This is a genomic window from Halosolutus sp. YCN4, from assembly GCF_059736495.1.
Genome location: NZ_JCASSM010000002.1, coordinates 556,522 through 574,466, shown reverse-complemented (window position 1 = coordinate 574,466; position 17,945 = coordinate 556,522). Strand labels below are relative to the sequence as shown.

Here is a 17,945-nt window from a genome sequence, read left to right as displayed (position 1 = left end):
CGGGGTCAGAACAGTGTTGCCACTACCGAGGCCGCTTCAGCGATCGGCGATCACGCCGACGAAGCCTTCCTGGGTGCCGCCGCCGGGAGTCTTCCAGGTCATCCGCGTCCCGCTGAGGACCGCCGGATCGTTATCCGACTTCGACCACTTCTCCAGCGCCTCGGTGGCGATCGTCGCGACGTTCTCGAAGCTGCTGGCTTTTAGTTCGGAAAGGATCGTGTCGACCCGGACTCGCTGCGGGTCACCGCTCTCGTCGAACTCGATTAACACAGTCGCCGAAGTCCATCGACGCGATCGCCGCACCGCTCGCATTCGTTTGATTCGACGAGACGGTTCATCGGTGAACCCCCTCGCTTCGGGTGGAACTCTCAGATTGTGAAGACGAATCTTCAGTTTCCGCGTGCCGTGACCGGACAGCATCGCAAGGTCGTTCATTATTTTGGACACCTATACAATTGGGAATTGGAGTTAACCCCGTCTCGTCGCTAGACGGGATGCCGATGAACGCTTGTTGCCCTGAATGCGACGAGGGACTGGGGGAATTACTCGAAAAATACGTTGTCGACGGGATAGCAACGGCGGGCTTCCGTTGTGCCAACTGTAGACACGAGTGGTCGCTCCCGCTGTAAGCAGAGAACGGAGTTCCGGACGGTATTTTCTTGCTCCGTTCGGCACTGTCGATAGAGCAACCGCCATCGGTTCGAATCGCTCGCTCTTGCTTCTCGATCGCCTGCCGAATTTGCTCATCGGTTGCCTGATGGGCTGAATGGGCTGTGGGCGTCCGACTCTCGACATCGTACAGCCGACTCGCCGGCACGAACAGTCCGTCACGCATCGGCCTCACCTCCGTGGCGGCCGGGACTCGTCTCCGGGTCCGGGACCGGGACGTCGACGCCAGCGGCAGAACCGCGGCTCAGTCGAGCGTCGGAGTTACACTCGCCACAGCGGTGGGCCCGATCGCGATCGTCACCGAAGACGCGACGAAACCGATCGGTGACATGCGCACCGCAGTGCTCGCACGTCGATCGATCACCGGGAGACCACTGCGCGGCCGTCACGCCGACCACCCCGTTTCGGACACGAATTTCGCAGGACGGCGACGACCCGGAACCAGTGGCTGGTTCGGTTCAGGTTTTGAGAGGGGTGTTCCTGAATGAGAAAACAGGATTCCCGAGTGTATGAGGCCCCGATTACCGGCCGAATTCGTTTCGGCCACGCTTCGGGTTTTTTGCGAATGGGCCCTGACGGATTCGAACCATCGACCACTCGGTATCCCACACGGACTCACGATCGTACGACCGTGTTATGAGCCGAGCGCTCTTACCAGACTGAGCTAAGGGCCCGTACGAAATACGAACACGCCGAACGATAATTAACGCTTACTGTCCGCCGATCGGCACCGATCTATGCCGGACCCTCGAGTGCGTCCAGTTCCGCCGTGTCCAGTTCGGCCTCGAGTTCCTCGCGCGTGTGGGAATCGAGTATCTCTTCTCGCTCCGCCGCTGACAGGTTTCGGACGTCCTCGAAGCAGTGGCACATGACGGGTGTACCTAGCCCCGCAATGTCAATAAAGGCCAGTGCGGCGCAGATGAACGGTCCGGACGAGCGAAACGACGACCGCCCGGCCGCGCTTTGGGCCCCGCGATCGGCCCCCGAATTGGTTCGGTCAGGCGGACTACTCCGACTGGAAGGCCGAGAGGGACTGGTCCGTCGCCTCCTGCTGATGTCGGGTCGCGAGCCCCACCAGGTGAGGTGCCTCGGGAACGATCAACTCCTCGCAGGCGGTTTCGCAAGCGCCCGTGCTCCCGGGGAGGCAGAAGACAGGTGTGTCGACGGCGATGCCGGCCGTCGCACGCGAGGCCATCGCACGCGTCCCGACCTCCTCCCAGGAGAGCGATCGGAACAGTTCGCCGAAGCCGGGCAGGTCGCGCTCGAACAGCGACGAAGTCGCCTCGGGCGAGACGTCGTCGGCCGTCACCCCGGTGCCGCCGGTCGTCAGGACGACGTCGATGTCCCGGCGGGCGACGAGGCTCCGGACTGCCGTGCGGATCGAGGAGTAGTCGTCCCGGACCAGCACGCGCTCACGGATCTCGTGGCCCTCGGCCTCGAAGCACTCCTGGATGGTGTCGCCGCCCGGGTCGTCCGGGTCATCGGCGGCGGCGCGGGACGTCGAGACGGTGACGATCCCGACGTAGAGCGGGTCGATGACGTCGTGGCCGTGGTCGTCTGTACTCCGGCGATCGCGTCGATCCGTTGCCATGGGCGTACGTCGTCGCCGAAGGGCGATAATAGCTCCCCCGGATCGACGCGCTCGCCTCGAGACCGGCCACCCCGTGGCCCACATCCGCGCAGACGGCGATCGCGGCCGTCGCCCGCCCGCGCTTCTGTGGCCGTTCGAGTCCGCCTCGCCTCGCGGTTACGGAAACTGGATCCGCTCGGCGCTATCGCTCCTCTCGAGATGTCGGTTCCGTAAAAGCGCCGAAGCCAGGACTCGAACCTGGGACAACCTCGTATCTGCGGCGATCAGATGACCTGAATCACCGTAACAGCGAGGTGCTCTACCATCTGAGCTACTTCGGCTCATCTTTTGGTAGTGGGGTGTATTTGATAGGGCTTTCGTTTTCTCCGCCCCGTGCCCGTGTTCGACACACTTTCCCTCGGTGCGCGAGTACCACCGCCAATGAGTGACGAGAGCGACGGAGACGCCGATCGCGACGACGGCGAGTCGGCCCCGGCCGACGTCGAGTCGGTCGTCGCGGCGGTGCGCGATCGCATCGACCCCGACCCGGAGGAACGCCGCCGGCTCCGATCGGTCGCCGATCGACTGCTCGAGCGCGCCGAATCCGCCGCGACCGAGCGCTGTCCGGACGCCGACGTCGTCCAGGTCGGTTCGACCGCCCGGAACACGTGGATCAGCGGCGATCGCGACATCGACATCTTCGTGCGGTTCCCGCCGGACCTCGATCGGGAAACTCTCGAACGGTACGGCCTCGCGGTCGGCCACGAGACCCTCCCGGAGGGCCACGAGGAGTACGCCGAACACCCGTACGTGAAAGGGACCGTCGAAGGGTTCGACGTTGACGTCGTCCCCTGTTTCCGGCTCGAGTCGGCGACCGAGATCCGATCGGCCGTCGATCGCACCCCGTTTCACACGCAGTACCTCCAGGAGCGCCTCGACGACGCTCTCGCGGACGACGTGCGACTCGCGAAGCAGTTCCTGAAGGGGATCGGCGCGTACGGCAGCGACCTCCGGACCCGGGGGTTCAGCGGCTACCTGACCGAACTGCTCGTCCTCGAGTACGGCGGCTTCCGATCGCTGCTGGAGGCCGCGGCCGACTGGCAGCCGCCGGTGGAACTCGATCCCGAAGATCACGGGCCGGAAAGCGGCGACGCCGACCGTCAGTTCGACGATCCGCTCGTCGTCATCGATCCCACCGATCCCGAGCGAAACGTCGCGGCGGTCTGTGCGGCCGAGAACGTCGCCCGACTCCAGCACTACGCCCGCGAGTTCCTCGCCGACCCGTCCGCCGATCACTTCGAACCCGCGACGCCGGACCCGATCGACGCCGCCGACCTCCGGGCGCACGTCGACCGTCGGGGAACGACGCCGATCGCGATCCGGTTCGAGGCCCCAGACCTCGTGGAAGATCAGCTCTATCCGCAACTGCGCAAGTCCCTCGACGGCGTCACCGACGGACTCGACGACCGCGGCTTCGACGTCTTCCGGGCCGCGACGTTCGCCGACGAGACGGCCGTCCTCCTCGTCGAACTCGCCGTCGCCGAACGCCCAGCCGTCGAACGCCACAGCGGGCCCCCGGTCCACGTCCGCGACCACGCGGAGGGGTTCTACGAGGCCTACGCCGACGACCCGAAGGCCTACGGGCCGTTCATCGCCGAGGATCGGTACGTTACCGAACGACCTCGCGAGTTCACCACCGCCCGCGAGTTCGTCGCGAGCGCTCGGCTCTTCGACGTTGGCCTCGGGGCCCACGTCGAGACGACGCTCGAGGACGCGTACGACGTGCTGGTCGGCGAGGAGGTGACGGCACTGCTGCCCGAGTTCGAGTCGGAACTCGCGGCCTATTTCGAACCGGTACCCTGAGGAAGATACTCGATCGCGTCGTCCGAGTCACTCGAGGTCGACGTCGAGATCGTGTTCCTCGACGACCGCCTCGATCGCCTCTTCGGCCTTCTCGCTCACGTCGGCCCCGGGTTCGATCGGCTCTCGGCCGTCGAACGTCTCGTGGACGATGGCCACGCTATCGGCGAGCACGTCCAGTCCGTACCCGCCCTCGAGGACGAACGCGAACGCGGCGTCGGTCTCGTCGGCGAGCGTGCGCAGCCGATCGGTCATGAGGGCGTAGGCCTCGGTCGTGAGGCGGATCCGCGAGATCGGGTCGTGGCGGTGGGCGTCGAACCCCGCGCTGACGAGCAGGAGGTCGGGATCGTACGCCGTGAGCGCGTCCCGGATCGGCCCCTCGAACGCGGCGAGATACTCGACGTCGTCGGTGCCGGCCGGCATCGGGAGGTTCATCGTCGTCCCCGCACCGTCGCCCTCGCCCGTCTCGTCGACGGCACCGGTGCCGGGATACAGCCCCTGCTCGTGGAGCGAGACAAAGAAGACGTCGTCCCTGTCGTAGAAGATGTCCTGGGTGCCGTTGCCGTGGTGGACGTCCCAGTCGACGATCGCGACCCGCTCGACGTCGTGGTCGTCGTGGTCGAGCGCGTACTGGGCCGCGACCGCGACGTTGTTGACGAAGCAAAAGCCCATCGCGTCGTCTTCGATCGCGTGATGGCCCGGCGGTCGGCCGATCGAGAACGGCGTCTCCCGGCCGGTCGCCCCGTCGAGCGCCTCGTCGACGGCCCAGCAGGCCAGCCCGGCGCTCTTGCGGGCCGCGTCCCAGGTCTCCTCGACGGCGCTCGTGTCGGGATCCCAGCTTCCGCCGCCCTCGGCGCAGAACTCCCTGACCGACTCGAGGTAGTCGCGGTCGTGGATGGTCGCCAGCCGATCGACGTCGGAGGGGGCGCTGTCGACGTACTCGACGCCGTGTTTCCGCTTCAGCCGTTCGCGGATCGCGCGGAGCCGGTCCGGCGACTCGGGGTGGCGCGACCCGGGATCGTGTGCGAGACAGAGCTCGCTGTAGCCAAAGCGCATCTCACTCGAACAGCGAGAAGTACGTCTCGATGTCGGCCTCGGTGATCGTTCGCCGATCGGCGTGGTGGGCGAGGATCGCCGCCGCACGGGCGACGTTGTCCGCGTAGTCCTCGAGGATGTCCGCGAGCGCGACGCGGGCGTCCATCGAGACGCGGTACCGATCGTCGATCTCGAGCCGTGCGATCCGGTCGACGGGTGCGACGGGGAGTTCGAGGTCGTCCTTGTCGACGACCTGTTCGACCTCGAAGTCCTCCGCCATCAGCGTCTTGCGCCCGTCTGCGGTCGCTCGCTCGGCGGCCTCGATGGCGAGCTCGCTCCCGTGTTCCTGGATCCGCGTTGCGAGTTCCTTCGACGCGTCGGCACTCACCCGAAGATCGCCCGCGTTCCGCCGGATGATCGTATCCACCGGGGCGAACGGGAGTTCGACGTTCATGTACAGATACGCGAAGCTGAGTCCCTTAACGCTTTTCCTAATCGGCCGATCGGCCTGCTCGCGCCCTCAGAACACGTCGCTCGCCTCGAGACGACCCTCGCGGACGACCCCTCGGGCGGTTACCTCCTCGCCGAGGCCGACGTCCGCGTCCGTCACGACGCTCATCGTTGTCTCGCCGTCGTCAAGCACGACCGGGTCGCCGGCCTGGACGACGACGCCGGTGAACTCGATCTCCTCGCCGTTCGCGGGGTCGTCGGCGTCGCTCGCGCCGTCGGCGTCGGTCGTCGATCCGGACTCGTCCGCGCCGTCGGCGGTCGCCGACTCCGAGCCATTTCCGTCGTCCGCGAACGCCGAGAGACCGCTGTTCGCGCCGTCTCCGCCGCTCTCGGCGGCCGAGTCGTCGCCGGCCGAGTCGGTATCCAGGACGGTGACCGTCGACTGCCACCCCGCGGAGGCCTCGAGGTCGTCCTGCCAGCCGTCCTGGATCTCGACGTCGGCCAGCGCGACCTCGTCGCCCGGCCCGACGTCGATGTCGGCTTTCTCGCCCCAGAGCGCGACGCGGATGTCGCTCGTCGCGTCCTGGACGCGGATATTCCGGACTTGGCCCTCGGAGCCGTCGTCCCGATCGAACGTGCGCTTGGGATCGGCCGATCGAACGACGCCCGCGATGTCGACCGTCTGGCCGATTTCGAGGTCCTCGATCGGGGTGGTCTCGGGGACGTACTCGACGTCCGCGTCGACCTCCTCGATCGCCCCGCGGTTCCCGACGTGCAGTTCGAGCGAGCCGTCGCGCTCGCGGACGTAGCCGTCGACGACCTCGACGGTGGTGCCGGCCTCGATATCCTCGGCCGTGTCGGCCTGCTCGTCCCAGAGCGTGACGCGCACGCGACCGGTCGAATCGCCGAGGGTGAGATTCGAGACCTTCCCCTCGGAACCGTCGTCCCGATCGAACGTGCGCACGGCGTCGGTATCCAGGACGAGCCCGACGAGGTTGACGTTCGAGAGGCCCAGCGAGAGGTCCTCGACGGTGTGAGTGTCCGCGACCGCGACGTCGATTTCGGTGTCCGGATCCGGTTCGACGTCGTCGACGCTGACCTCGACGCCGCTGTAGCCGTCCTTGGGGCGGCCCTTGATCCGCAGGACGTCGCCCTCCTCGAGTTCCTCCGTGGCGGCCTCGGCGTGCTCGTCCCAGAAGGCCGCGCGGACCGACCCGGTTTCGTCGGCGACCTCGACGTTGACGACGCGCCCGTCCTCGTCCTCGCCGTCGCGTTCGAACGTCCGGACCTCGCCGATGCTCGTCACCTTGGCGACGAACTTGGCTTCCTCCATGCCGGGTTCGACGTCGGCGACGCCGCCGACCTCGCTCTCGCCGAGTTCGTGAGCGACGAGCATCGCCGCCGTCTCCTCGTCCGCCAGTCCCCCCATCTGCTCGACTTTGGCCTCGACCGCCTCGCGAAACTCCTCGAGAGAGACGTCGGCCTCGAGATCCTCGTAGACACCCTCGATGTCGCTCATTCTATGCTCGTGCATGCGTAGCCCGCGCATAAGCGTTGTCCATTCGGTGTCGCGACGACCCACCGCGATCGCTCTCGACGGCCGTCGTACGGGTACAGAAGTCGAGACCGGCATCGCGGCCACGTCGCCTCCGGACCGTCCTTCGTCGGGGCTCACGCGAGGGGAGCATGCCCCGGTTTGAGCGCCCCTCCGTATTTAAACGTCCGGACGATCGCGATCGCCGGGATACCCGAGATGCGGTTCCGGATTCGCTACCGGGAGCGGGACGGCGGCAGTTTGCGGTGCGGACGGACCCCGAGTACTTCGACACTCTCGACAGTGTCTCACACGATCGAATTCGCGGGGCGCGATCGGGATGCTTTCGAAAGGGCTTTAATGTCCACGCGGCTACGAAGAGATGAGTCCTGATAGGGTAGTGGACTATCCTCTTGGCTTGCGGAGCCAGGGACCGGAGTTCAAATCTCCGTCAGGACGCTCACTTATCGCGGACGCTTCGCATTGCTCAGCGCCCGCTTTTGCGTTCGGTCCTGACGTGCCCAACGCTCACTGCGTTCGCGTTGGACTCCGTCAGGACGTTTTCACCGACGCAACAACGCCGAGCGTAGCGAGGCGTCTGCGTCGGTATAACACTCCAACGCGGAGATTTGAGCAGACGAGTCGCAGCCCGGGAAGCGAACGCAGTGAGCGACCCGGAACGTCTCGGCGTGTTCAAATCTGCCCGATCGACAACGCCGTCGCTCGGCGACGAAAAACTGGGTGAGAGGAGTAAGCCCCCTTCTGTTCGTCCCGGCATTCGGCTGAGCGTCCGCGCCGTCCGCGGCTGCGCCGCGGGGCGTTCGGGCTACCACGGCGCGGACTTGCACCGGTGAGGGTTCGCCGTTCCATCGCTCCTCGGCCGTCTCTCCGTAGCCGACCGTGACAAACACGGTCCGTGGCGTCGAACCACGAGACTCGACTACGGCCTCTCCGCGGGTCAACTCCCCTTCCTTGCGGTCGGGTTCGCACGCGTCATCGATCGGGCCGAGACGTGTCGTTTCTGTTCCAGAGCCAGCGGTCTCCCGCTCCGGACTTGCGCCCGGTCACCTGCCCGAACAGGTGGGGGGACTTTCCTCGCGGGCGTGAAGCGTCCCGAAGGGACGGTTCACGTTGTGAGCGTTGCGCGACTCGGAGAGTCGGGCAACGTTGGCGCGTGGCGCATCCCGAAGGGGTGGACCACGCTCGGTGATCGCGCCGTTGCCGGCACGATCATCGCGGCAGCCAGGCTCTCTCTCCCATCGATCGTAGGAACCAGACCCGAATAAGTCCCCCGATCGTACGGGACGTTCGTCGGCGTCGGCGTGGACTCCCCTCGCGGTCGGCCTCGGTCGTCACAGCGGCCGATGAAATCCGGTGCTCCGTTCCCATGCTGGACGGCCGCGTCGTCCCGCCGCATAGCGGAGTGATCGCGGGGGGTCTCGGGCGCGGCGCAACTGGCCGGGGCGGGGTGCCAGTGAGAAGTCGCGTTCGTCGGCGATCGGGTCCGACGACGACCCTGACGCGGATCGTCTGAGGCCGCCCCCGCATCCAGTTCTCGGGGTGATTAACGGCGAATTAATTCCCCGAGCGGCGTCGGGGTCCGATCGCGAAGCGAATGGAAGCGTTTTAGGACGACTATTCCTATGTATACCTGTATGTCCCAGCGACAGGGCGTCGACCTCTCCTTCGAGGACGGCGCGCGCGCAGTCGAACTCGCGCGCGAGTCCGTCGAATCCTACGTAGAACACGGGCAACGAGAACAACCGGGCAGCATGCGCGAAGCCTTCTACGAGCGCACCGGTGCGTTCGTGCGCCTCGAATCGACCCGCGGCCGTGGCAGCCTGCGCGGCTGTGCCGGCGGCTATCGGTCGGGCGAACAGCTCGGTCACGTGATCGTCGACGCGGCGATCGAGGCCGCGAGCGGGGACTCGTGTGGCTCGGAAGTCAGTCCCTCGGAACTCCCGAACCTCACCGTCTCCGTCTGCGCGGTCAGGAACGTCGTCCTGACGGACGATCCGCTGGCGGACCTCGAACTCGGCACCCACGGGGTCGCCATCGACGGCGGCGGCGAAAGCGGCTGGCTCTACCCGACCGTCCCGGTCGAGAACGGCTGGAGCGCCCGCGAGTATCTCGATCGGACCTGTCGGAAGGCGGGTCTCCCGCCGACGGCCTGGCAGGACGACGACGTGGTCGTCACGCTGTTCGAGGGGCAGGTGTTCCGCGAACGCGATCCCGACGGGAGCGTCGAGCAGGTCTAGCAACGCTGTTTTCGTCTCACGATTACGGTACCGATCCCGACCGGTGAGGGGCACGTCGCACCACCGTCTCGATCGTACCTGTCGCATCTCGACGACCGCGGACCCCCGGAAGACACGGGCCTGAGGCGACGAGCCCCTACTCTTGGTCCGAGAAGCCGACCGCCTCCGCGTCGGCCAGACACCGATCGCTCGCCGCGTCGAGGTCGAACTCGCGGACGACGTCGCCGTCGCGGACGAGCGGTTCGAGCAGCGGGTCGCCGTCTTCGGGGCCGTCACGATCGGCCAGCGTGACGTGGTGGCCGCCGTCGGGGGTGCGGTAGACTTCCTTGACGCCCGAGAGTTTGCCGCGCTTCGAGACCGGTTCGCCCCCGTTTCCGGACTGCGTCCGACCGCTCGAGGGAGCTTCCGATCCCTCGCTGATTTCGACGATGTCGAGGCTGAAGTCGATCGGATCGCGATCGGTGATGTGGCCGCCGACGCCGAAGCCGTCGGCCACGTCCCGCAGGTCGCGGAGCTGGTCGGGGCCGAGGCCGCCGCTACAGAAGATGTCGACGTCCTCGTACCCGCGCGAATCGAGTTCCCAGCGCACCTCGCGGATGATGTGCCGGAAGTCGCCGCGGCGCGAACTCGTGGTGTCGATGCGGACGCCGTCGAGGTCGTCGCCCAGCGTCTCGGCGGCCAGCAGGCTCTCGCTGACCTCGTCCCAGAACGTGTCGACCAGCGCGATTCGGGGAGTTTCCTCGGGGACGGCCTCGTCGAACGCCCGCCACGCGTCGGCCTGGTTTCCCTCGCCGAAGCAGAACATGAGCGCGTGGGGCATCGTCCCGCCCGGTTCGCGATCGAGGATCTCCCCCGCCGCGACGTGCGAGAAGCCGTCGAGGCCGGCGAGCAGGGCGGCGCGTTCGACGATCGAGGAGATCGACGGGTGGACGTGGCGGGCGCCGAACGAGAGCACGAGCGAGTCGGGCGCGGCCAGGCGGGCCTCGAGCGCCGCGGTCGCGAACCCGCTTGGCTGGGACAGAAAGCCGAGCAACGACGTCTCGAGTTCGGCGAACTCGAGGTAGGGGCCCTCGATCCGCATCACGGGGCCGCCGTCGAACAGTTGCCCGTCGGGCAGGGCGTCGATATCGACGTTGCGACCCTCGAAGAGGGTGGCGACGTCCTCGACCCCGGTGAAGACCTGGAACGCACCGGTCGAGAACTGGTCCGACGTCACCTCCGCGACGACGTGGGGGTTCTTCCCCGCGTGTTCGAGCGTCGCTCGGGTGCGCTCGAAGTAGGCGTCGGTCGCAGATCCCTCGAGAATAGCGTCTGACGTGACGGTTCCGAACGGATTCGACATACAGACGGTTTCCGACCGGAGACAAAAAAGCTACCCGTCTGCCGCGGCGCGCGGGGCGGATCCGGCGCTCCCGACCGAGGCGCCGATCGGCGATCCGCTGCCGGAAGCGGTGGGTGCGATCGACGCGGTCGTAGCTGCATCGCCGGCGGGATAGATCTCGTCGAGTTCCGGAACGGTGGGCGCGCCCACGATCGTGACCCGATCGCCGGTGACGGTCACGCGGTAGGCGCCGGCGAAGGAGTCGCCGTCGTCGATCCGGTAGACGCCGTCGTCGACCCGCCCGGCACCGTTGGCCGCGAGCAGGTCGCGGTAGGCGTCGGCGAACGCCTCGGCGTCCGCCTCGCTCTCCCACGAGAGGCGCCAGACGTGGCCCGTTCGATCGCTCCCGTCCGCGTAGGCGCGGAACGTGTCGCCGGTCCAGCCGTCTGTCGCGGGCGCGGAGTAGTTGTACGGCGAAAGATCGGTCGCCCCGGTGGTGAGCGACGAGCGATCGACGACCCCGTTGGCCCACAGCGTCGCGAACAGGGTCGCCTCGCCGACCGTGTCCGACTCGATCTCGCCGTCGTCGTCCGTCACGGGATCCCAGTCCTCGCTCGATCGGTCCTCGAGTTCCACGCCGACCGGTTCGACGTCCGGGTAGGTCTCGGGCGCGAGCACCTGGCTCGTGCTCGCCGGTCGCGCCTCGTGGGCGCGATCGACCCGGTCCCAGCCGCCGGTCTCGTGGAGGTGGGCCACGAACGGCGGCCCCGCGGAGTACGGCGCGTAGATCGAGAGGAACAGGCCGAAATTGAACGGACGGGGGTCGGACGCAGCGGGTTCGCGATCGGCCAGACACTGCCACTCGGCGCCACAGCGCTGGTCGTACAGGTGCGTCAGGTAGTTCGCCTCGCCCTCGATCAGGCCGAGTTCCGCCCGGCGCTCGTCGATCGTCTCGCCGGACCGGTCGATCCCGAAGCGCTGGTCCTGGAGCGCGTGGACGAGTTCGTGGACCAGCGTCCGCCGATCGATCCGGATCTCGTCGGGGTCGTCGGTGACGATCACGATCCGATCGTTCACGTAGTATCCCTGTACGGAGTCACCGTAGAGGTCGTCGAACGCCTCGTTCACGTCCGTCTCGCCGTCGACGACGAACGCGCCGCGCCAGAGTTCGTTGTCGAACTGCGACGCCGGCTCGCTCCCCGCGCGTCGCTCGCGGTACGCGTCCCTGCCGATCACCTCGAGTTCGACGTCGCGGTCGAACGTGAGCCCGCGGACGACCTCGATCCGGGCCATCGCGCGGTACTTGACCGCCTCGAGCTGGTGCTCGGTGAGGCCGTCACTTCCATCGAACGCGAAGGTCTCGTCGGAGGCGTATCCCGCGACGTGACCGGGGTCCCGATCGGGATCGAACTGGCCCGGCGTGCCGGGCAGCGTACACCCCGACAGGACGACGAGAGCGACGATCGCGAAGAGTCTGGCCCGGCGCATCGACTGTGGCCTTCGAACGACGACGGATAAGTGCCACGGTTACCGGCGTCGGCCGTGCCGGACCGCGAGGGTGCCGAGCACCAGCGACAGGACGGCGATCGAGGGGCCGAACCCGGGAATCTCGTCGCTCCAGGCGCTGGTTTCGTCGGCTCCGTCGTCGCCGTCGTCACCGTCGTCGAATTCGAGCCGATCGTCGCCCTCGGGTGCGGCACCCTGCTCTACCTCGTCGAGCGCGTCGACCGACGGCGCGTGGACGATCGTCACCGTCTCGCCGTCCTGCTCGACGTAGTAGGCGCCGGCGAACTCGTCGTCGATTTCGTAGGTATCCTGGCGATCCGAGACGGCGTCGGCACCGTTGATGTCGAGCAGCTGCAGGTAGCCGTCGACGAACGCCTGGGCCTCCGCATCGGACACCCACTCGGTCTGCCAGACGTAGCCGGCGTCCTCGGCCGCGGCGCTCGGATCGTCGCTCCCGTCGGCGTCAGCGTTGGCCGGGACGTACGTTACCAGTTCGTCGCCGGCCCAGCCGTCGGAGTAGGGCTGGTCGTACCTGAGGTCCTCGCCGCCGGACAGCCCCATTCCGAGGAACTCGTCCCTGGAGATCACCGACGGCCGGTCCCGATCGGTCGCCCCGTCGGCGAACATCGCGGCCATCCCGGCCTCGCCGACGGTTTCGGTCGCCGGCTCGCCGTCGATCTCGAGCTGCTCCCAGTCCTCGCTCGATCGGTCCGCGACGTCGATCGTGGCCGGCTCGCGATCCTCGCCGGGGTGGATCACCTCGGACGTGCTGGTCGGCGGATCGTCGTAGGCCTCGTCGACGGCGTCCCAGCCGCCCTGCTCGCGCAGGTGGGCGACGTAGTCGGGTCCGTCGGCGTAAGGCTGGTAGATCGTGAAGTAGAGGCCCCAGTTGACGTCGTCGGGGAGTTCGGTCGGCCCGTCGGCCGGGAGGGCACACTCCCACTCGGCGCCACACCGCTGGTCGTACGCCCGCTCGACCGTGACGGCATCGCCCTCGATGAGCCCGTTCTCGGCGTTGCTCCCGTCGAGCGACTCCCGATCGTAGTTCGTCAGGTCGAAGTGCTGGTCCTGCAGGGCGTGGACCAGTTCGTGGCCGAGCACCACCTCGTTCAGTTCGGGTTCGTCGGGGGTGTTCGAGACGACGACGATCCGATCCGACTGCGGTTCGTAGTAGCCCTCGACTGCACCGCCGTACAGCGTCTCCGCCTCGTCGACCGCGTTCGTCTCGCCGTCGATCATGAACAGCGCCTCGTAGTTGACGTTCTCCTGGAGACGTTCCGTCGGCCCGAGATCGGTAAAGAGGTCCTCCTGATCGGCCTGGTACGCCGATCGGGAGCGGACCTCGACGTCGACCTCCTCCTCGAACGTCCGCTCCCGGATCACCTCGACGCGAGCCATCGCCCGGTAGACGACCGCGTCGAGTTCGTCGTCGTCGACCGTGGCGTCTTCGCGGTCGTCGACGGGCAACTCGTCGTCGTACCAGTAGCCCTCGACGTACCCGATCGTGTCCTCGGTCGAGGGATCGTCGTCGCGCTCCTGGATCGCCGGCACCGGTGTGGCCCGATCGATCGTCCCGCTCGCGCCGGCACTCGCGGCGTGGTCGCCGGCGACGGCTGTGGGAGACGTCACACTCTCGATGCTGGCAGCCGTCGTTGGTGCGCCGCCACCTCCGGCGGCCGACAGCGGGACGGCACACAGTGACAGCACGACCAGCGCGACGAGCAGCGGGACACGCGTCGATCTCATGGACGGTAGCTAGCGGTCGGTACGGAAGCGACTGCAAAAAGACCGCCGATAGGCGACCCCGACCAAGCCGAGCGGGGTCGCGGACGCACCGACGCGAGGCGGAGCCTCGGTCGGACGAACTCGCGGACGCGGGCGAAGATCAACCGGCCGATAATCGGCCAGTCAAATCGTATCCCGGGCGGGAACGTTTTTGCGCTCGTGTCCGTAGCATCACACATGCACCTCGAACCAGACAGCACCGCGGTCGTCGTAGTCGACATGCAAAACGGGTTCTGTCACCCCGACGGCTCGCTGTACGCACCGGGGAGCGAGGCGGTCATCGAACCGATCCGCGACCTCGTCGACCGGGCCCGCGAGGCCGGCGTCCGGATCGTGTTCACGCGGGACGTCCACCCGCCCGACCAGTTCGAGGACGCCCACTACTACGACGAGTTCGATCGCTGGGGCGAGCACGTCGTCGAGGGCTCCTGGGAGGCGGAGATCGTCGAGGAACTCCCCGTCGAGGCGGCGGATCACGTCGTCGAGAAACACACCTACGACGCCTTCCAGAAGACGGAGTTCGAGGGGTGGCTGAACGCCCGCGGGATCAAGAACCTCGTCTTCGTCGGGACGCTCGCGAACGTATGCGTCCTGCACTCCGCCGGCAGCGCGGGGCTGCGGGACTTCCGGCCGCTGCTCGTCGAGGACTGCATCGGCGCGATCGAAGACGAACACCACGAGTACGCGCTCGACCACGCCGACTTCCTCTTCGGCGAGGTCGTCCAGAGCGACGACCTGACGTTCGGGAGCGAGGCGGAGTGAGCAGCCGACCGCGAACTGCGACTGTTTTCACCGTCGGATTCCTACGGGCCCGTATGTCAGGATTCCAGCCGCCTCGTCCGACGACGAGTCGGCGGCGGCGGACAAACTCGACGACTGATCCGGATCGCGACGCGGTCGCGGGTCACGATGCGACGGGACTGAACGGAAACGCCACGATCGGCGTGGAGGCCGACAGATGAACACCCGGCGACTCCGGCCGATATACGTCGTCGGGATCGCCCTGAACGCGATCGCACTGGTGTACGCGGCGCTCGACGGCGCGTACCTGTTCGCGGCCACGTTCGGCTTCGTCATGGTGTACCTCACGCTCCGCCTCTGGATGCTCTCGAACCGGTGAGGCGGATTGCTATACCGGTACACCCGCGACCCGTCCGCGGGTGCGCCGGAACCGACGGACAGTAGTCCGTACGAGGGCTGGCGAGCGGAATTTCCGGCCAACAGTCCCGGCAGTTCGTCACGGGCTGAATCCCTGTATAAAGAGCGTGGACCCGTTCAGGCCGATTGCTATCGGCGACGCGGCGGAACGGTCACGCGATGCTCGAATCGGTCCCCGCGTACATCGAACTCACCATCTACTGTTACTTCGGCCTCGTCGCGGCGATCGGACTCTCCGTTCACGCCCGACTCTGGCGTCGGTACCGCCGCTCCGGGTACGCGGACGACGGGGCGATCGAGCCGCCGGCTGACGACGGCACGATCTGATACGACGAGGACGGCGGTTCCCGCGCTCGATCGCCGTGGCCGACGGTCACGCCGGATTCCTGCGGCTGATGGGGGTACGGTCACCGGGTCCGATCACAGCAGATCGTCCCGACTCCGGAGTTCGCCGCCGTGGACGGCGACGAACGCCTCGGCGTCGTCCCGATCGCCGAACGGCACGGTGGCCTCGCCCGTGGCACCCTCGACGCCGCTGCCGACGACGTAGTGGAGCGTCGTCGCGTCCGCGAACGCGTCGGCCCCGACCCCATCCCCGGCGGAGGAGCGATTGCGATTACGGCGGGTCACGGTCGTCACCTCCGGACCGCGGTTGACACGGCGTTCGGCGGGCTCCGGCTGATGTCGGTCGAACGGGGTGAGCGCGTCGGTCATCGTCTGGCATGAGGATGGGGCCGCGTGCAACGGGTCGCCTACGACCGGCAGTCGCCACGAGACGCGGCGTTCGCCGGTCACTCCTGTCGGAAGATGCGGTACGCGCCTTGCCCCGTCGCGACCTCGCGCGTCTTCCCGTCCGGAGTCGTGCTCTCGACGGTCACCTGGCTGACGCCGACCGTCCCGCCGACGCGGATCACCTCCGCCGTCGCCGTGAGGTCGCCCGTCGCCGGACGGAGGTAGTTGACGTTCAGGTTGATCGTCGCGATGCTCACGCCGATCGGGTTCTCGAGTTCGGTCCGGAGGACGAACCCGCCGGCAGTGTCGATGAGCGTCGCCGCGATGCCGCCGTGGATGTCCGGTCGCGCGTCAGAATCGGCGTAGGGCCGGACGTTCGTCAGTTTCTCCTCGTAGGGGATCGAGAGCGTCATCGTGCCGGGACCGACCGCTTCGACGTCCGTCCCGATCCAGGAGAGGAACTCCTGATACTCCCGGATGTATCCCTGTAGCAACTCCTCTAGATCGTCGAAGTCGTCCGGCGACGTCGGTGGCTCCTCGCTCATGATCCGTGGTCTGCTAGCGACGGTCTTGATCCCTGCGTTTCGCAGGTTTCCCGTTGTCGAAGGTTCATTCGTCTGGCGTCCGTCGAACGCGTATGCCAGACTCGGCGGACGACGGACCGGAGTACGACGTCGACTTTCGGGAGCGGCCCGACGCCTACGTGATCGGCCGCGGGGAGGAAGGCGTCTTCAGAGTCGAACCGTACAAGAGCGAACTGCTGCCGCTGTGGGCGTACAAAGACGCGGACGCGGCCCGGGAGTCGGCCGAGGCGATCTACGAACGGTACGAGCGCTACCGCGATCGCGGCGAGTTCCCCGGAATGGATATGGCCCGGAAGTACCTCCAGATGGGGTATACGCGGGCGATGCGGTACGCGAAGTACCCGGGCGGCCGCAAGTACGACGAGGACGGAACCGAACGCGACCCCCAGCAGTGGGCAGACGAGGACAAACGGGCGGCGGCGCTGGTGTTCGAGGAGTACTGGGAGCGCGTCCGCGAGGACGACGCCTACCAGCGGGCGAAAGAACGCCATCGAGAGCGCCGTGAGTAACAGGGGAGCAGAACGAGACCTGGCGGGACTATCGATCGGCGCCCGTCTCCGGATCCCGTTCGACCCGGACCCGGACCGACTCGCCGACGTCGAACGATCGATCGGGACAGATCAGTTTCGCGCCGAAGTCGGTGTCGCGGGCGCAAAACAGCGAGAGGCCGGTGATCGGGTCGCCGTTCGCGGTGACGGTCACGTCGTCCCACGCGATCGTGCGGCCGTCGACGACGCCGAGTCGATCGCCGTTCAGCGAGACGGAGTCACCGTCCGCGACCGAGCGGCCCTGACCGAGCAGACCGCCACCATCGTAGTGCGGGAGTCCGCCGTCGAGGACGCCGCCGCGATCCGCGCGGACGCCGACGACGGTTTCGCCGGGGTCAGGGTGGGTCGGCGAGTCGAGGACGGCGTAGGTATCGCCGGTTTCGACGACGGTGCCGGTCCCGTCCCACCGGAGCGGTTCGAGGTCGATCCCGAGGTCGATCGGAAGCGATCCCGACGCTCGGTGGGGGTTCCGATCGGGCGGACGGAAGCCGACGTGGAGGTGGTTGTCGACCCAGGGCGCGAAGAAGCCGGCCCGGACCAGGGTGCCGAGCGAGTCCCCGCGGGCGACCCGATCGCCGGCCGCGACCGCGGGGTCGACGTGGAGCACGCGGGCCGTCAGCCCCGCGAGATCCCCCGGTCCCTCGCACTCGATCAGGATCAGGTGATCGTGAGCGGGCGCGTAGGGTTTCGGCGGTGCCGTCACGGTCCGGGTCTCGAGGACGGTCCCGGAGACGGGACTCGGCGCGGCGGTGGTCCTGCCGTCGCGGAGCGTCCCGGGGTACAGGTCGATCGCACGGCCCTCGTCGTGGGCGCGGTAGGGCGAGTTGTAGAGCGAGAACCGCTCGTACTGGGTCAACAGCGGGGCGGGGAGCGTGACGGCCGTCACAGTCGTCCGCACGGACGTGCCGGGAGCGTTTAGGTGCATCGAGACGAAC

Annotated in this window: 19 protein-coding genes, 3 tRNA genes and 1 other RNA gene; 7 read left to right on the top strand and 16 right to left on the bottom strand. The window is 67.4% G+C overall.

Annotation, left to right across the window (positions count from 1 at the left end; translation table 11 throughout):
• Positions 1 to 36 precede the first annotated feature (36 nt).
• The 6 genes from AC6I6X_RS09065 to AC6I6X_RS09040 form a co-directional block, all read right to left on the bottom strand.
• Positions 37 to 270, bottom strand: a complete 234-nt coding sequence (locus tag AC6I6X_RS09065; RefSeq protein ID WP_497930190.1) for a hypothetical protein — start codon at positions 268 to 270, stop codon at positions 37 to 39.
• Between the two features lie 557 nt (positions 271 to 827).
• On the bottom strand, positions 828 to 1,067 hold the full coding sequence (locus AC6I6X_RS09060) for a DUF7563 family protein (RefSeq protein ID WP_497930189.1): 240 nt from the start codon (positions 1,065 to 1,067) through the stop codon (positions 828 to 830).
• Positions 1,068 to 1,235: 168 nt separating this feature from the next.
• A tRNA-Ile gene (locus AC6I6X_RS09055) sits at positions 1,236 to 1,343 on the bottom strand.
• Positions 1,344 to 1,404: 61 nt separating this feature from the next.
• Complete coding sequence (locus tag AC6I6X_RS09050; RefSeq protein WP_497930188.1) at positions 1,405 to 1,539, bottom strand: hypothetical protein; 135 nt, start codon at positions 1,537 to 1,539, stop codon at positions 1,405 to 1,407.
• 136 nt (positions 1,540 to 1,675) lie between these two features.
• A complete protein-coding gene (locus tag AC6I6X_RS09045) occupies positions 1,676 to 2,260 on the bottom strand; it encodes a MogA/MoaB family molybdenum cofactor biosynthesis protein (RefSeq protein ID WP_497930187.1) in 585 nt (194 codons plus the stop codon).
• Between the two features lie 216 nt (positions 2,261 to 2,476).
• Positions 2,477 to 2,580: transfer RNA gene (locus AC6I6X_RS09040), tRNA-Asn, on the bottom strand.
• A gap of 100 nt (positions 2,581 to 2,680) precedes the next feature.
• Here AC6I6X_RS09040 and cca point away from each other — a divergent pair.
• Positions 2,681 to 4,102: a CCA tRNA nucleotidyltransferase gene (cca, locus tag AC6I6X_RS09035; protein ID WP_497930186.1), complete on the top strand. Its 1,422-nt coding sequence runs from the start codon at positions 2,681 to 2,683 to the stop codon at positions 4,100 to 4,102.
• A gap of 27 nt (positions 4,103 to 4,129) precedes the next feature.
• Here the strand turns inward: cca and AC6I6X_RS09030 are convergent, their stop codons facing one another.
• From AC6I6X_RS09030 to AC6I6X_RS09020, 3 genes are all read right to left on the bottom strand, one after another.
• Complete coding sequence (locus AC6I6X_RS09030) at positions 4,130 to 5,155, bottom strand: histone deacetylase family protein (RefSeq protein ID WP_497930184.1); 1,026 nt, start codon at positions 5,153 to 5,155, stop codon at positions 4,130 to 4,132.
• A 1-nt stretch (position 5,156) separates the two neighbouring features.
• On the bottom strand, positions 5,157 to 5,588 hold the full coding sequence (locus tag AC6I6X_RS09025) for a histone (protein ID WP_497930183.1): 432 nt from the start codon (positions 5,586 to 5,588) through the stop codon (positions 5,157 to 5,159).
• A gap of 66 nt (positions 5,589 to 5,654) precedes the next feature.
• Positions 5,655 to 7,103, bottom strand: coding sequence for a single-stranded DNA binding protein (locus tag AC6I6X_RS09020; protein WP_497930182.1), 1,449 nt, complete (start codon positions 7,101 to 7,103; stop codon positions 5,655 to 5,657).
• Between the two features lie 401 nt (positions 7,104 to 7,504).
• Here AC6I6X_RS09020 and AC6I6X_RS09015 point away from each other — a divergent pair.
• A tRNA-Arg gene (locus AC6I6X_RS09015) sits at positions 7,505 to 7,577 on the top strand.
• A 280-nt stretch (positions 7,578 to 7,857) separates the two neighbouring features.
• Here AC6I6X_RS09015 and rnpB read toward each other — a convergent pair.
• Positions 7,858 to 8,233, bottom strand: an RNA gene (rnpB, locus tag AC6I6X_RS09010) — RNase P RNA component.
• Positions 8,234 to 8,773: 540 nt separating this feature from the next.
• Between rnpB and AC6I6X_RS09005 the strand changes: the two genes are divergently transcribed.
• Positions 8,774 to 9,376 carry a TIGR00296 family protein gene (locus AC6I6X_RS09005; protein ID WP_497930181.1) on the top strand — a complete coding sequence of 201 codons (603 nt, stop codon included), beginning with the start codon at positions 8,774 to 8,776 and terminating at the stop codon, positions 9,374 to 9,376.
• 136 nt (positions 9,377 to 9,512) lie between these two features.
• Here AC6I6X_RS09005 and AC6I6X_RS09000 read toward each other — a convergent pair whose 3' ends face one another.
• From AC6I6X_RS09000 to AC6I6X_RS08990, 3 genes are read right to left on the bottom strand one after another with little or no spacing between them, the layout of a single operon-like run.
• Entirely contained in the window at positions 9,513 to 10,718 is a 1,206-nt protein-coding gene (locus AC6I6X_RS09000; protein WP_497930180.1) for a nicotinate phosphoribosyltransferase, read from the bottom strand.
• Positions 10,719 to 10,748: 30 nt separating this feature from the next.
• A complete protein-coding gene (locus AC6I6X_RS08995) occupies positions 10,749 to 12,185 on the bottom strand; it encodes an Hvo_1808 family surface protein (RefSeq protein ID WP_497930179.1) in 1,437 nt (478 codons plus the stop codon).
• Between the two features lie 39 nt (positions 12,186 to 12,224).
• The gene (locus AC6I6X_RS08990; protein ID WP_497930178.1) at positions 12,225 to 13,949 is read right to left on the bottom strand and encodes an Hvo_1808 family surface protein; all 1,725 of its coding nucleotides are present in this window, start codon (positions 13,947 to 13,949) and stop codon (positions 12,225 to 12,227) included.
• A 216-nt stretch (positions 13,950 to 14,165) separates the two neighbouring features.
• Between AC6I6X_RS08990 and AC6I6X_RS08985 the strand changes: the two genes are divergently transcribed.
• The 3 genes from AC6I6X_RS08985 to AC6I6X_RS08975 all read left to right on the top strand — a co-directional run bounded on the left by AC6I6X_RS08985 (position 14,166) and on the right by AC6I6X_RS08975 (position 15,473).
• Entirely contained in the window at positions 14,166 to 14,750 is a 585-nt protein-coding gene (locus AC6I6X_RS08985; protein WP_497930177.1) for a cysteine hydrolase family protein, read from the top strand.
• Between the two features lie 196 nt (positions 14,751 to 14,946).
• On the top strand, positions 14,947 to 15,108 hold the full coding sequence (locus AC6I6X_RS08980; protein ID WP_497930176.1) for a hypothetical protein: 162 nt from the start codon (positions 14,947 to 14,949) through the stop codon (positions 15,106 to 15,108).
• Positions 15,109 to 15,305: 197 nt separating this feature from the next.
• On the top strand, positions 15,306 to 15,473 hold the full coding sequence (locus AC6I6X_RS08975) for a hypothetical protein (RefSeq protein WP_497930175.1): 168 nt from the start codon (positions 15,306 to 15,308) through the stop codon (positions 15,471 to 15,473).
• A 93-nt stretch (positions 15,474 to 15,566) separates the two neighbouring features.
• On the opposite strand, the gene AC6I6X_RS08970 is transcribed toward AC6I6X_RS08975, so the two are convergent.
• Both AC6I6X_RS08970 and AC6I6X_RS08965 read right to left on the bottom strand, forming a co-directional pair.
• The gene (locus tag AC6I6X_RS08970; protein WP_497930174.1) at positions 15,567 to 15,860 is read right to left on the bottom strand and encodes a nitrous oxide reductase accessory protein NosL; all 294 of its coding nucleotides are present in this window, start codon (positions 15,858 to 15,860) and stop codon (positions 15,567 to 15,569) included.
• Between the two features lie 77 nt (positions 15,861 to 15,937).
• Positions 15,938 to 16,423: a PaaI family thioesterase gene (locus AC6I6X_RS08965; RefSeq protein ID WP_497930173.1), complete on the bottom strand. Its 486-nt coding sequence runs from the start codon at positions 16,421 to 16,423 to the stop codon at positions 15,938 to 15,940.
• Between the two features lie 92 nt (positions 16,424 to 16,515).
• On the opposite strand from AC6I6X_RS08965, the gene AC6I6X_RS08960 reads away from it, so the two are divergent.
• Complete coding sequence (locus tag AC6I6X_RS08960) at positions 16,516 to 16,971, top strand: DUF4385 domain-containing protein (RefSeq protein ID WP_497930172.1); 456 nt, start codon at positions 16,516 to 16,518, stop codon at positions 16,969 to 16,971.
• A 28-nt stretch (positions 16,972 to 16,999) separates the two neighbouring features.
• Here AC6I6X_RS08960 and AC6I6X_RS08955 read toward each other — a convergent pair whose 3' ends face one another.
• Positions 17,000 to 17,935: a DUF8155 domain-containing protein gene (locus AC6I6X_RS08955; RefSeq protein WP_497930171.1), complete on the bottom strand. Its 936-nt coding sequence runs from the start codon at positions 17,933 to 17,935 to the stop codon at positions 17,000 to 17,002.
• Positions 17,936 to 17,945 lie beyond the last annotated feature (10 nt).